Origin of the sequence: Agriterribacter sp. (assembly GCF_035444585.1) — a bacterium.
Taxonomy (GTDB): Bacteria; Bacteroidota; Bacteroidia; order Chitinophagales; family Chitinophagaceae; genus Agriterribacter.
In genome coordinates, this window is the sequence record NZ_DAOMOZ010000007.1 from 40,004 (window position 1) to 52,836 (window position 12,833).

At 42.2% G+C, this 12,833-nt stretch carries 15 protein-coding genes; 9 read left to right on the forward strand and 6 right to left on the reverse strand.

Annotated elements, in window-relative coordinates:
* The first annotated feature begins 17 nt into the window (after window positions 1-17).
* The 5 genes from PLH26_RS01430 to PLH26_RS01450 all read left to right on the forward strand — a co-directional run bounded on the left by PLH26_RS01430 (window position 18) and on the right by PLH26_RS01450 (window position 3,570).
* Window positions 18-1,412 carry an FGGY-family carbohydrate kinase gene (locus tag PLH26_RS01430; RefSeq protein WP_324584191.1) on the forward strand — a complete coding sequence of 465 codons (1,395 nt, stop codon included), beginning with the start codon at window positions 18-20 and terminating at the stop codon, window positions 1,410-1,412.
* Between the two features lie 221 nt (window positions 1,413-1,633).
* Window positions 1,634-2,470: a DUF6597 domain-containing transcriptional factor gene (locus PLH26_RS01435; RefSeq protein WP_324584192.1), complete on the forward strand. Its 837-nt coding sequence runs from the start codon at window positions 1,634-1,636 to the stop codon at window positions 2,468-2,470.
* Window positions 2,471-2,557: 87 nt separating this feature from the next.
* Entirely contained in the window at window positions 2,558-2,797 is a 240-nt protein-coding gene (locus PLH26_RS01440; protein WP_324584193.1) for a hypothetical protein, read from the forward strand.
* 95 nt (window positions 2,798-2,892) lie between these two features.
* A complete protein-coding gene (locus tag PLH26_RS01445; RefSeq protein WP_324584194.1) occupies window positions 2,893-3,099 on the forward strand; it encodes a hypothetical protein in 207 nt (68 codons plus the stop codon).
* A gap of 30 nt (window positions 3,100-3,129) precedes the next feature.
* The gene (locus PLH26_RS01450; RefSeq protein WP_324584195.1) at window positions 3,130-3,570 is read left to right on the forward strand and encodes an ester cyclase; all 441 of its coding nucleotides are present in this window, start codon (window positions 3,130-3,132) and stop codon (window positions 3,568-3,570) included.
* 121 nt (window positions 3,571-3,691) lie between these two features.
* On the opposite strand, the gene gldD is transcribed toward PLH26_RS01450, so the two are convergent.
* From gldD to mutY, 4 genes are all read right to left on the reverse strand, one after another.
* On the reverse strand, window positions 3,692-4,375 hold the full coding sequence (gene gldD / locus PLH26_RS01455) for a gliding motility lipoprotein GldD (RefSeq protein ID WP_324584196.1): 684 nt from the start codon (window positions 4,373-4,375) through the stop codon (window positions 3,692-3,694).
* Between the two features lie 100 nt (window positions 4,376-4,475).
* Window positions 4,476-5,816, reverse strand: coding sequence for a gliding motility-associated protein GldE (gene gldE / locus PLH26_RS01460; protein WP_324584197.1), 1,341 nt, complete (start codon window positions 5,814-5,816; stop codon window positions 4,476-4,478).
* A gap of 233 nt (window positions 5,817-6,049) precedes the next feature.
* Window positions 6,050-6,484, reverse strand: a complete 435-nt coding sequence (locus PLH26_RS01465; protein ID WP_324584198.1) for a single-stranded DNA-binding protein — start codon at window positions 6,482-6,484, stop codon at window positions 6,050-6,052.
* 38 nt (window positions 6,485-6,522) lie between these two features.
* Window positions 6,523-7,596 (reverse strand): A/G-specific adenine glycosylase, encoded by a 1,074-nt coding sequence (gene mutY / locus PLH26_RS01470; protein ID WP_324584199.1) that lies wholly within the window; start codon window positions 7,594-7,596, stop codon window positions 6,523-6,525.
* A gap of 166 nt (window positions 7,597-7,762) precedes the next feature.
* On the opposite strand from mutY, the gene PLH26_RS01475 reads away from it, so the two are divergent.
* From PLH26_RS01475 to PLH26_RS01485, 3 genes are all read left to right on the forward strand, one after another.
* The gene (locus tag PLH26_RS01475) at window positions 7,763-8,161 is read left to right on the forward strand and encodes an HU family DNA-binding protein (RefSeq protein ID WP_324584205.1); all 399 of its coding nucleotides are present in this window, start codon (window positions 7,763-7,765) and stop codon (window positions 8,159-8,161) included.
* Window positions 8,162-8,183: 22 nt separating this feature from the next.
* Window positions 8,184-9,032 carry a tetratricopeptide repeat protein gene (locus tag PLH26_RS01480; protein ID WP_324584200.1) on the forward strand — a complete coding sequence of 283 codons (849 nt, stop codon included), beginning with the start codon at window positions 8,184-8,186 and terminating at the stop codon, window positions 9,030-9,032.
* A 289-nt stretch (window positions 9,033-9,321) separates the two neighbouring features.
* Window positions 9,322-10,872 (forward strand): Rne/Rng family ribonuclease, encoded by a 1,551-nt coding sequence (locus PLH26_RS01485; protein WP_324584201.1) that lies wholly within the window; start codon window positions 9,322-9,324, stop codon window positions 10,870-10,872.
* A 39-nt stretch (window positions 10,873-10,911) separates the two neighbouring features.
* Here PLH26_RS01485 and PLH26_RS01490 read toward each other — a convergent pair whose 3' ends face one another.
* A complete protein-coding gene (locus PLH26_RS01490) occupies window positions 10,912-11,529 on the reverse strand; it encodes a hypothetical protein (RefSeq protein ID WP_324584202.1) in 618 nt (205 codons plus the stop codon).
* A 16-nt stretch (window positions 11,530-11,545) separates the two neighbouring features.
* Window positions 11,546-11,707, reverse strand: coding sequence for a hypothetical protein (locus PLH26_RS01495; protein ID WP_324584203.1), 162 nt, complete (start codon window positions 11,705-11,707; stop codon window positions 11,546-11,548).
* A 210-nt stretch (window positions 11,708-11,917) separates the two neighbouring features.
* On the opposite strand from PLH26_RS01495, the gene PLH26_RS01500 reads away from it, so the two are divergent.
* On the forward strand, window positions 11,918-12,833 hold a 916-nt coding region (locus tag PLH26_RS01500), incomplete at its 3' end, for a carbohydrate binding family 9 domain-containing protein (protein WP_324584204.1).

Here is a 12,833-nt window from a genome sequence, read left to right on the forward strand (position 1 = left end):
TCTAAAGAATGTAATGCATGAGCGTAAAAGAGCCTGTTGTAGCCGTTTTTGATATAGGCAAAACCAATAAGAAATTATTGGTTTTTAATGAACAATATAAAGTTGTAAAAGAGGAAGTTACCTGTTTTGATGAAATAGTTGACGACGACGGATTTCCTTGTGAGAACATAAACGTGCTTGGTTCTTGGCTGCTTGACCGCTATGACCAACTGAAAAGATCCTCCAATTTTCAGTTAAAAGCTGTAAATTTTTCAACTTACGGAGCGTCAATGGTACATATAGATGCTTCAGGCAACAGGGTTGGATATTTGTACAACTATTTGAAACCTTATCCGGAAAACCTTAAACAGGCATTTTTAGCCGCCAGGGGAGGCGAGGACTCTTTTGCGGAAAGCACCAGTTCTCCCATAATGGGGCACCTCAACGCCGGCCTGCAATTATACTGGTTAAAAAAAACCAGGCCGGAAGCTTTTCAACGGATCACATGGTCTCTTCACTTTCCCCAGTATCTCAGCTTTTTGATTACGGGCAAAATATTTGCGGAAATGACCAATGTGGGTTGTCATTCAGCGATGTGGAATTTTGCAGGTATGGATTATCACTCCTGGGTGAAGGCGGAAGGAATAAGAGAAAAGCTGGCTGATGTAGCAAATGGCGATACGATGGTTGTTGTTGGAAAAAAAGAAAGCGAAAGCATTGTGGCAGGCATTGGTTTGCATGATAGTTCTGCAGCTGCTATTCCTTACCTCGCCAGCTTTAAAGAACCCTTTATAATACTCTCAACCGGTACCTGGGTTATTGGTCTTAATCCTTTCAATAAAGCGTTACCGGGGGCAGATGAGTTGGAAAGAGGATGTTTGAGTTATCTTACCTATGGTGGTGATCCTGTAAAAACTGCTATGCTTTTTGCCGGAAATGATCATGATCAGCAGGTGCAACGGATAGCTGCGTATTTTAATGTAGCCGCTACTTTTTTTAAAACGGTAATTCCAAACCGGCAACTGCTGCAACAGCTTTTATTGAACAATACGGATGCTGTAAAACAATCTGCATCCATACCGGAAAGCGCTACTGCACCATGCATATTCCACAGGAGAAACTTAAAAGAATTTCATTCCGTTTCTGAGGCATATCATCAACTTATGGCTGATTTGATCAATCAGCAAAAAAAATCGCTGGAGATGATATTGGGCGGCAGCAATATAAAAACGATATATGTTGACGGGGGATTTTGCAGGAACAGCTTGTACATGCAGTTTTTGGCAAATGTTTTTCCCGGTAAGAAAGTGTATGCGGCGGAGATGATCCAGGGTACGGCATTGGGTGCAGCCCTTGTACTTCATAAGCATTGGAACATGTATCCTGTTCCTGCTGATTTGGTAGACCTGAAGTATTGGAAAGCCTCTACATAAGGGTATGGGTCAGATGGTTAAAGGGTTAAATGGTTTCTCCGGTGCCATCCATTTCCGCAGGTGATCAGAGCTTTCTGTTTTATCCCGCAAAAATGATACTTTTGAAAATACAGACGAACAGTTGCGAAGACATGAAAGTAAAAAATACCCGGCGGTCCCTTGCAGATAAGATGTTGTAAGAACGGCTATTTTCCGGAATGCCGGAATGCAATAAATCATGTATGTTGTATCAAAAGTTCAGGCCCTGCGCACAACTGGCTCCTTTTATTGAAACCTATTATATATGGACTTCACAGGGGGATCCGGTAAGTGACCTGGTTGTAGAGTCGCCGCCCAATGGGTTTTGCTCCATCGTGTTCAATACCGGGGACGCCTACACGTTAAAAAATAAAAAATACGACACGCTTACTGTGCCCGGCAGCTTTATTGCCGGGCAGGCGATATATAGCTATTCGCTGCAGATCAGCGGCTTTATTTCCATTGCGGGAATTGTATTTAAACCTGCCGGGCTGGCCTCATTGTTTGGCTTGCCCATGTATGAGTTTACGGAAGAGCGGATTGACCTGAAGGAAAAGTTCAGCTTGCGGATGATAATGCATATAGAGCAGCAATTGAGGATGCTTACCGATAACGCTGAAAAAGCGAAGCTGCTGGAAGCATTTGTTCTGGAGTTATGCGATCACCACATACCTGAACCGGATTATATAGATCAGGCAGCCAACCGGATCGTTGAATACAATGGTATGCTGCCTGTAAATGATTTGCTGAAAGATGTGTTTATGTCGCGCAGGAACTTTGAGCGGAAGTTTTTTAAGAAGGTAGGGCTCAGCCCCAAATACTATGCACGTATCCGGCGCTTTTCATTTTTAATGAACAGGATAGCGGGTAAAAAAGAGGCAGACTGGGTACAGCTTTTCAGCGACTGCGCTTATTATGACCAGTCGCATTTTATAAAAGATTTTATAGCATTTACGGGTCGCACCCCGCAGCAATACCTTGAAGCCAATAAGGAGTTGGCTACCATGATCCAAAAGCCGGTGACAAAGACCCTTCAATAAAAAATAATGCTTCCCGGGCAATTTTGTCGCAGTTTTACAATGTAACCGGTTGTGGCTGTTATTACTTTTATGTAAACAACAGACAAAATGGAACGAATCACTTCCCTGTTACTTTTCGCCTGTATTTTATTTCAGTCGTGCAACAGCGCTACTACAGAGCGGGCATCCGGTGTAACTTTCAATGAAGCCAAAGAAATAGAAAAGATCATGGAGGTGATCGAAGGAGAAACACGTTTTTTTATAAACGCGATTATGAAAGCTGGAAAAATTTTTACGCGCAAACCAACTATGTTTTTCAGGCCTGGAACAACGGGGATGGTACTATAGATGCCAAAACAGGATGGGCGGCAGTTGATTCCGGGATCGGCAATTACATCAAAACCTACCCCGTAGAGCCCGGAGGCAGCAGTCATCCGGTAGTTTTGCGTAAAAACATCATTACAAAATTTTATGCCGACACCGTTGCCTATTTATTATGGGATCAGTACAACAGCGACCAGCCGGGTGAACAATTCCAGTTCAGCAAGGAAGTGAGGTTGATGGAAAAGCAAAACGGGGCATGGAAAATTGTAAATGTTTCCGGCTTCTGGGACTATAAAAATTTTGTTTCTGCCGAAAGTTTGAAGTAAATGCTTTTTTCACAAAATAAAATTACACATATGCCAGTCACCATTCTTGAACAACGCGCATTAAGCCTTAAAAACGCATGTGTTGAATTTATGTTCGCTTACCAGCAAAAGGATGTAGGTAAAATGCTCAGCCTGTGTGATCCCGAAGGAACTGTAGATTTTAAGCCCTTGGGAGATGCCGGAAAAGGCAGGATATATGAGCTGGGGAAAAATATCTGGTCTGCACTCATTGATTGTTTCCCTGATATTGATAACACTTTAGATGCTGCGGTAGCGGAAGACGACAATTCCGTTCGGTGCCAGGTAGTGATACGCGGCACGCAGGAAAAAGATTTCGGAGATATTCCTTCCAAAGGGTCGCATTTTGACAGCGATCATATTTTTATCTTCCGCTTAAGCCCTGATAATAAAATAACAGATATCCGGATCAGTTGGGACCACGGGGATCTGAAAAGGCAACTGGGTAGCTGAAGAGTCATTTCGGGCGGCGCAGCCAAAGAAATAGCGTGCACCGGTTAAGTACGGCGTATAAAGGACCACCTACCAAGATCAGAGATCAACAAATCAGCAATGCTTATATCTTACAGCTTCCTTATTTCCATTCCAGCGTATTGATCATATGCAGCATATCTTCCTGCAAAAAATCGTATACAATACCCAGGGAGTCTTCGTTGGGTGTGGCATTAAAATACAAGGCGCCCCGCAGAAAATGCTTTGCTGTGTCGGTTGCAAAGAACTGCTTTCCGGTTGCCGCATTGCCGCCTACATTAAAAAAAACGCCGCCAATGCCGTGGGGGGTTATGAATGCCGAATCTTCAATGGAAGATGCTTTTACGGAATGCTTGTATGTAATTTTATAGGCGTCTTCGCGCAGGTTCTCAAACGTATTTAAGGAAGAAGAATCTTTATACCCGTGTTCGGTCTTTATTCTGTATGACGATCTTCCGCCGATCGTTTTATAGCTCAGGTATATCCGGGCATTAAAAGAAGGGATATCAATATTGATCCAGTAGGGATTATCGGGGTTTTCATCAAAGAGAGAGCTGTCTTCGGTTACAGTACTGTATACAGGATATTCAAAGCTGTAGGGGTAATCCGGCTGGTTGAACAACCGGTATTCGTGCCGGGGAAAATCTATGGCAAAATATCCTTTGGGGCGCGGAGTATAATTGCTGTTGCAGGAAAATAGCAGTACGGAAAATAAAAAAGGAAGCAAAATGCCTGTATGTTTGATCATTTTTACAATTACTTTAATTCCTGCCGTTAAGTTAACCATAATATGTTTTGCTATTTTGTGAAAAGTGAAAGAAACGTTTTACTGCTCTCTTTTCACCTTTGAAGGCAATACAACACATTAAAATTAGCTCAGTCAGCCATTACTGGGCGGTCAACAGCCTGATGGTTACTTTTACCTTCTTGATCCTGTTTTTATCAATTTCCATAACGGTAAATTCAAAATCGCCAATAGGAATGACCTGGTTTTCCTGCGGTATTTCCCCGGCCAATTCCAGCACCAGTCCCGCCAGGGATTCGCTTTCTCCTCTTACCTGGTCAAAAGTATCGGCATTTAGTCCCATGGCCTTACAGGCATCTGTTATCATTATCCGGCCTTCAAAAATATAGGTGTGGTCATCTATTTTTTTGTTCACACTTTCCTCGTCATCAAATTCATCGCGTATATCACCAATAATTTCTTCCATGATGTCTTCCATGGTTACAATGCCTTCAGTTCCGCCAAACTCATCCACCACCACGGCAAAATGCGTGTTTTTTCTTTGCAGTTCACGTAAAAGATCCCTGATCAGGTTTTGTTCGGGAACAAAATAAGGCTGTCGGATGAGCGGGCGCCAGTCAAAATCATCATTTTCATTAATAAAGGGTAACACATCTTTACTGTGTATAATGCCTACCACATCATCGAGGCTGTTTTTGTAAACCGGGAGGCGCGAATAATGCAGCTCCTCTATTTTATTTTTCAGTTCGTGAAAGCCTGTATTGTAGTCAATAGCGCTCACATCGAGCCGGGTACGCATAATTTGTTTTACCGTAACCTGTCCGAACCGTGCAATGCCCCGGAGAATATTTTTTTCTTCTTCTGTAGTATTTTCGGTGGCATTCATTTCTATTGCCTGGTCAATGTCGGCGGGATTATAAACATGGTGGTGTTTTAACCCGCCGAAGCTTCTTTCAATACCATCCGTAAATTTTACAAACCACCTGCTCATGCGGCTGAAGAAGCTGAATAAAACTTCTATCAGCAGGGAAGCGCTGTAAGCAAATCTTATATTGTTTTGGGTAGCCGATACCTTGGGCAGGATCTCGGCAAAAAGTACAAGTAAAAAAACGATAACAACTAATTTGATAGCGAAATTTAAAAATGCATTGGGTTGCACGAGCAATTCGTCCATCAGCACATTGGTTACTATAATGGTGCCTATGTTTACGAACGTATTTGCTATTTGCAGCGTTGCCAGCAGTCTTTTGGGCTGGTCGAGCAATGTAATGATCCTTCTGGCGGCCGGATGCTGCTTTGTTTTGAGCATATTAATGTCTCTGTAAGTAAGAGAAAATAAAGCCACTTCTGCCCCGGATACAAAAAAAGATACGATCAATAATGAAAGCAGTAATACAATTAAAATGGTAATGCTTTGGGGGTTAACAGCCAACAGTACCGGCTCAAGTTTAAGCAAACTGTAATATGCCGATGGATAATCCAAGCTAAGTGTTTTTTTGTGAGTAAAGTGGTGTAATTGATAAGAGGCGGTTGCAAAAGATCCGGCATAGTAAATATGCCACAAAGACGCTATGCCACAAAATACTGATCCTCAGGTTTTGTTTTCTTCATGTGCTGATTGCCGGAAAAGGCAGGGCAGCGACTTTGTGGCAAAATATTACTTTTTCAAACAGCCCTGTTTTATTAACGTACAAAAGTAAGTATTCGTGTAAGATTTTAAAAAGCCATGTTTTCAGAAGAAGAGTCGCCGAGCGGGGGAATATCACTATTGAATCCTTCAGGATGATCATTGGCATTGTTTGCGCCATGGGCGCTATCCACTCTTTTGTCGAGCATAATGAGGTTGTCGCCCACCACTTCTGTAGCAAACTTACGGTTGCCTTCTTTATCTTCCCAGCTCCGGGTGCGCAGTCTTCCCTCGATATATACCAAACTGCCCTTATGAAGATATTTTTGTGCAAGCTCAGCCAATCCCCGCCAAAGTACTACGGTGTGCCACTCCGTTTGACTTATCAGTTTCCCGGTGCGGTCTTTAAATGTTTCCGTTGTTGCAAGCGGGAATTTTGCTACAGCTATGTTTCCTTCTAAAAACTGAATGTCAGGATCCTTACCCAGATTGCCGATTAACATTACTCTGTTTACTCCTCGCATAAAACTTGTTTTTGATTCCTTCAAATGAACTTCCTTCATCAATGCTGACTTAAATTTACATTTTTTTCCTGCAAATAAGTAATCATAAATTTTGGAAAAGGGTACCGGCTTAGGTCACGATAAGTTACTCCCACAAAATCCGCTCCTAAATTGGGTATATGATCTACTGTTATTTCAATAAATTGTCCATGCACCGTTTGGTGAGTAAGCTGGTGGGTATAGACTCTCGAGATTTGTGTAACTGATGTTCCTTTTTGCCGAAACAGCTGTTTTACGGGAGCCTGCATCAGCAGGTCTTTTTTGGTGAGCGGGCCATCTTTTTCTACCAGTAAAAACTCATTCAAATTTTGCCAGATGTCTTTGGCTGTTCTTTTACGGATATATACCCGCATTTTGTGTGTGATAATAAAATAATACAACCACCGCGTTTTTTTAACGATCTTTTTTTCTTTTACGGGAAACTTTTCTACCGTTCCCGATAAGAAAGCCCTGCAGTTCTCCCGCATTATACATTGTTTGCATGCGGGCGCTTTGGGCTTGCATATTACAGCGCCGAAATCCATTATAGCCTGGTTGTATAACCCGGGTTGTTTTTTATCTAGCAGCCTGGTCGCCAGTTTGTTCAATAATGTTTTTCCTGCGGCGGAATCAACGGGCGTTTCCGTGCCCGATATCCGGGCCAGCACCCGGAGCACATTGCCATCAACCACGGCAAAGGGAAGGTCAAATGCAAAAGAAGCTATGGCTGCAGCCGTGTAGGGCCCCACCCCCGGCAGTTCCAGTATTTTTTCATAGGAAGACGGAAATTCACCATTGTATTCTTTATCAATGATTTTGGCGGCGGCAATGAGGTTTTTGCAGCGTGAATAATAACCCAGGCCTTCCCATAGTTTAAAAACCTGCGTTTCAGGCGCATGGGCCAATTGTTGCACCGTTGGAAAAGTATTGATGAATTTCAGGTAATAATCCCATCCCTGCTCCACCCGCGTTTGCTGAAGAATAATTTCGCTGAGCCAGATTTTATAAGGGTCTTTTTCACCTTTCCATGGCATGTCCCGCCGGTTGTTTTTTTTATTCCATTCCAATATTTTCTTAGTAAAAAATGAATGCATAGGGCGATAATTATCTGTTATTCAACCACCTGCCGAAGTTTTTGTTTATATAATATACAATTTTCTGATATTCTGCACGTTCAGTAATAATCAAATACAGTGTAAGGGCAAATGCCTGCTTTTGCACCCGTTTGGAGATAGAATAAAAATTTTTTACAATAATAACTTGCAGAAAATACATTATTTATGTTATTTTATCATTGAATTTCATTTACTTATAAAATACAATACCATGCGAAAAGCCGATCTCATTAATAATATCTCTGAAAAAACCGGAATTCCAAAAGTAGATGTTTTAGTTACACTGGAAACTTTGTTTAAAGAGGTTAAAGAAAATCTTTCCAAAGGAGAAAATATTTATATCCGCGGTTTTGGAAGCTTTATAACCAAGAAGAGAGCCGCTAAAATAGGACGTAATATTAAGAAAAACATAGCAGTACATATACCTGAACATTATATACCTGCATTTAAGCCCGCTAAAGAATTTGTTCACGAAGTAAAGAAACTGCAATCGGCTAAACCGGTTGAGGAGAATTTTGATGATGAGACGGAAGATAGCATTTAACTTCGCTCCAAATTCAAGATGAGTGAAAAAACAACAATGGATAGTTGTGGCATCGGGGCTCGTGCTTTTATTGAGCCTTTATTTTTTGGGGAGAACCAAGCCACATGCTTCAAAAACCCCGGCGGCGCAGGCAGCGGCCGACCATAAAGAAGAACAATTAGAATCCGCTTCTATACTTGAAACTGCCAAATCAAGGCTTTCGCCCGAACGGCAGGCCTGGCTTACTGCAAAAGAAAATTCTGTTGTAAGAGGAGATGTAGCCGGCCAGAAAATAAAATTATACGATGAACTGGCTGCTTTTTGGAAGGATTCTGCCCATGTTTTTGAGCCTTTCATGTATTATCTCGGCGAAAAGTCCAAATTGGAAAATTCTGAAAAAAGCCTCACCTTTGCTGCCCATTTGTATTTAAAGCAGCTCAAAGGTGTAGAGCAGCATGCTTTACAGGTGTGGATGGCCAACCAGGCGGCGGACCTGTTTAAACAGGCTCTGACATTGAACCCCGGGAATGATTCCAGCAAAATTGGATTGGGAAGCAGTTATATTTTTGGTGCATCCGGTGCTTCGAGCCCCATGGAAGGTATTCAAAGGTTACTGGAGGTGGTGCGCAGGGATTCTACAAATATGTACGCCCAGTTTATGTTGGGTTACGGTGGAATAATGACCGGGCAGTTTGATAAGGCTATTGAAAGATTAAACCTCGTAGTACGGGCTGAACCGGATAATACGGAAGCGGTATTTTTACTGGCAGAAGCTTACGAGCGCCATGGTGAAAACGCCAAAGCCGTCCAGTGGTATGAAGAAGGTAAAAAGTTCGTACAAAACCCTGAGGCGCTTAAAGAAATCGATAAGAGGATTAAAGCATTGAAATAATAATAATTAACTACAAAAACTATTTGTTTTATGCCTTGTGGTAAAAAAAGGAAACGTCATAAAATTGCTACTCATAAGCGTAAAAAACGCCTGAGAAAGAATCGTCATAAGAAGAAAAACAAATAGCCACTGCTGTATTTCAATGCCGGTAATCTGCACTGAACGATGTATTTAATGTGAAGCCGGAGGTTGCTTGTATTTGCGGTTACGTTAAATGTAAGTTGTATTACAACCAGCCTTCCAATGCTTTCCTCCTGTTTGTTTGATGGTTGATTAAAAGGCTTTTTGCTTGAACAAAGAATTAATTATTAATGCAGCTCCATTAGGCGTGGAAATTGCCCTGCTGGAAGACAAAAGACTGGTTGAACTGCACCATGAAAAAGCAGATGCCAGTTTTGCTGTCGGTGATTTGTACCTCGGGAAAGTAAAAAAACTTATTCCCGGGCTCAACGCTGCTTTTGTAGACGTGGGGTTTGAAAAAGATGCCTTTCTGCATTATACAGACCTTAGTCCGTATGCCCGTTCCCTGCTCAAGTTTACACAGCAGGCAATGAATCAGAATCCACAGGCAGAATTTGATTTTTCACAGTTCCAGACCGAACCCGAAATTGTTAAAACAGGAAAAATAAATGAGGTATTGGGGCAAAAGCCCAATATCCTGGTTCAGATATTAAAAGAGCCGATCGCGGCCAAAGGACCACGCCTGAGCTGCGAAATTTCACTGCCCGGCAGGTTTGTTGTAGTTACGCCTTTCAATGATATCATTGCCGTTTCCCGGAAAATACATTCCTCCGACGAAAGAAAGCGGCTCCATAAAATTGTGGAGTCCATTAAGCCTAAAAATTTTGGAGTAATTGTAAGAACCGCAGCAGAAGGGAAAAACACGGCAGAGCTCCATGAAGATCTGATCATGCTGGTGGAGAGCTGGAAAAGCCTCCAGCATAATCTTAAAGGAGCCACCGCACCCTGCAAAATCTTAAGCGAGCAAACCAAAACCACCAGTATGCTGAGGGATCTTCTGAATGAAGACTTTAACCGCATAGTGGTGAATGATAAGAATATTTACAACGATACACGCAACTATATTCAAAAAATCGCTCCCGAGAAAAAAGAGATCGTTTCTTTCTATCACAATGGCGCCCCTATTTTTGATCAGTATGGCATTACCAAACAGGTAAAAGCATCCTTTGGCAAAACAGTAAACCTGCCCAGCGGCGCCTACCTCATTATTGAGCATACGGAAGCCCTGCATGTAATTGATGTAAACAGCGGTTATAAAAGCGTAAGCAATAACCAGGAGATGAATGCGCTGGAAACCAACCTTGAAGCGGCAGCGGAAATAGCACGCCAGTTGCGGCTCCGTGATATAGGTGGTATAATTGTAGTGGATTTTATTGATATGAAGCTGCCCGACAATAAGCGCAGGCTTATTGAGGCAATGGAAGATTGTATGCGTGCCGACAGGGCAAAGCATGCGGTGCTTCCTATTTCCAAATTCGGTTTAATGCAGATCACCCGGCAGCGCATGAAGCCGGAGATGAATATCAATACGCAGGAAGTTTGTCCTACCTGTAACGGCACCGGGAAAATATCCTCCACATTGGTGCTGGAAGATGAAATTGAAAAGAACCTGAGTTACCTGGTTATGCAAAAGCATACAGGGCTTACCATTGTTGTGCATCCCATCATATATGCATATCTTACCAAAGGCTGGCTTTTTTCCATCCGCCGCAAGTGGAGCTGGAAATACAAGCAGAAGATCAAATTAATAACCAATAACAATTACTACCTCACCGAGTTTCACTTTTTTGACAGCAATGATGAGGAGATAAAGTTGTAAGATAGAGTATTGGTATTCCGCTTTTAGGTAAAGGAAAAATCATCTCAATTTATCGGCAATAAATTCCTCAACAATAATGGTATAGTCTACCATTTGTAAATTCTTGGGGTTAAGATTCATTCTTTTAACTATAATGGGTAATTCCGTCAGGAATTCTTTATATTCTTTGCTTATCAGTGCAGAACCGGGAATTACAGCTCGTTTAGAATTCGTTTTAAGCCAGTCCCTAACACTTATTATTATTTCATGAGGATTACCACCATGTGCTTTTGTATCTATTCCGTTGAGGTCAGAAATGAATTTCTGGTAAGAGAACTTGTCTTTTTCAAATACCAGCGTTTGTTTCTTTTTTTGTATGCCTGATCCGTAATATTTTGCGCCAAAGAAAAGCCCCAGTTCATAGGGCATATTGAATCGGGGAAACTTGTTATTGGCAAGCTGGATGCGGGAAATATCGTGAATACCATATTTACAGCGGCGTATAAGGCGCATTATTTTATGGAGGCGACTTTCCAGGGCATCGTCTTCTTCGAGTGCGGTACGAGGGAAGAAGCCACAGCGATAAACGGAATAGATAATAGCCTGAAGAATGGGTTGGTATTTTTTATCAAAGGGGCAATTGATAAAAACGGAATTTTCGTATTTTGGTGCTTCCATAACAGACGCATAAAAATTATGCAGCTTTGGTGGGGCTGATAATAACAGAAGTATTTAGAGCAGAGGTTTTATTTTTTACAGGCGCTGTTTTAGCATAAGCGACAGCTTCCCTGACTTGTTTTCTGGAAACATTGCCCTTCTTCTTATCAGACTTTAATATGATTTTGCTTTTAGCCATGATGTAAAATTAAACAATTTTTGGAAGATATTTATGGTCCGTATTTGCCACCATCAGTCCTAAAATGATGGTGCTCTGTATTGGGCGCATTCCGGATTTTCGCGTCATGGTCGTTATCTCCTGCGCATCTGCGGCAGCACATATTTCCTTTAAAGCAGCATTCAAAAAATCTTTATCTTTCCGCTCCTTCAAGATCAAAAAACAATTCCATTGAACCGTTTTTTTACCTGTTGTATTTTCCTGTTGACTTTTTCCTATTCCAACGCTCAAAAAAAGAATGCATCCTTTCAATACCATATCCATAAAGCTGTATCGCCGGTGAGGATTGATGGCATAGCCGATGAACAGGCATGGAAAGAGGCACAGGTGGCCACTGATTTTTATATGGTGTTGCCTATGGATACCAGCGCTGCCGGCGTACGCACCGATGTTAGCATGACATACGATGAGAATAATGTGTATTTACTTGCTGTATGTTATAACCCAATGGATACAAGGCTGATGGTAGAATCTTTGCGGCGTGATTTTGCTTTTCTGAAGAATGACAATTTCCTGGTATTTATTGATCCGTTTGAAGACCAGACAACAGGGTTTGCTTTTGGGACGAACGCCTATGGTGCGCAGTGGGACGGTACCATGTACGAAGGTTCGAAAGTGGATCTCAACTGGGATAATAAATGGGTTTCGGCGGTGAAGAACGATGCGGATAAATGGATTCTTGAGGCAGCTATTCCGTTTAAAACGATCCGGTATAAAAAAGATGCAAAACAATGGGGGATCAATTTCAGTCGCAACGACCTGAAAACTACGGAAAAGTCGAGCTGGACACCGGTACCACGCCAGTTCCCTACAGCTGCGCTGGCATATACCGGCACCCTGGTATGGGATGAGCCTCCGCCGGCCCCGCGCTCTAATATTTCTGTTATCCCTTATGTGCTTGGCGGACTGTCTAAAAATTATGTTAGCGGCAGCAAAGCGGTATGGGATAAGAATATTGGCGGCGATGTAAAAATTTCCCTGGGTCCCTCGCTGAATCTTGATCTTACCTACCGTCCCGATTTTTCACAGGTAGAAGTAGATAAGCAGGTTACCAACCTGAGCAGGTTTGAGCTTTTCTTTCCCGAGC

Excerpts from the sequence above, each read along its gene's own strand:
- PLH26_RS01440 (WP_324584193.1), top strand. The coding sequence starts at position 2,558 with ATGGAACGAATCACTTCCCTGTTACTTTTCGCCTGTATTTTATTTCAG.
- PLH26_RS01450 (WP_324584195.1), top strand. The coding sequence starts at position 3,130 with ATGCCAGTCACCATTCTTGAACAACGCGCATTAAGCCTTAAAAACGCA.
- PLH26_RS01490 (WP_324584202.1), bottom strand. The coding sequence starts at position 11,529 with ATGGAAGCACCAAAATACGAAAATTCCGTTTTTATCAATTGCCCCTTT.
- PLH26_RS01430 (WP_324584191.1), top strand. The coding sequence starts at position 18 with ATGAGCGTAAAAGAGCCTGTTGTAGCCGTTTTTGATATAGGCAAAACC.
- mutY (WP_324584199.1), bottom strand. The coding sequence starts at position 7,596 with ATGCATTCATTTTTTACTAAGAAAATATTGGAATGGAATAAAAAAAAC.
- PLH26_RS01465 (WP_324584198.1), bottom strand. The coding sequence starts at position 6,484 with ATGCGAGGAGTAAACAGAGTAATGTTAATCGGCAATCTGGGTAAGGAT.
- gldD (WP_324584196.1), bottom strand. The coding sequence starts at position 4,375 with ATGGTTAACTTAACGGCAGGAATTAAAGTAATTGTAAAAATGATCAAA.
- PLH26_RS01495 (WP_324584203.1), bottom strand. The coding sequence starts at position 11,707 with ATGGCTAAAAGCAAAATCATATTAAAGTCTGATAAGAAGAAGGGCAAT.
- PLH26_RS01435 (WP_324584192.1), top strand. The coding sequence starts at position 1,634 with ATGTTGTATCAAAAGTTCAGGCCCTGCGCACAACTGGCTCCTTTTATT.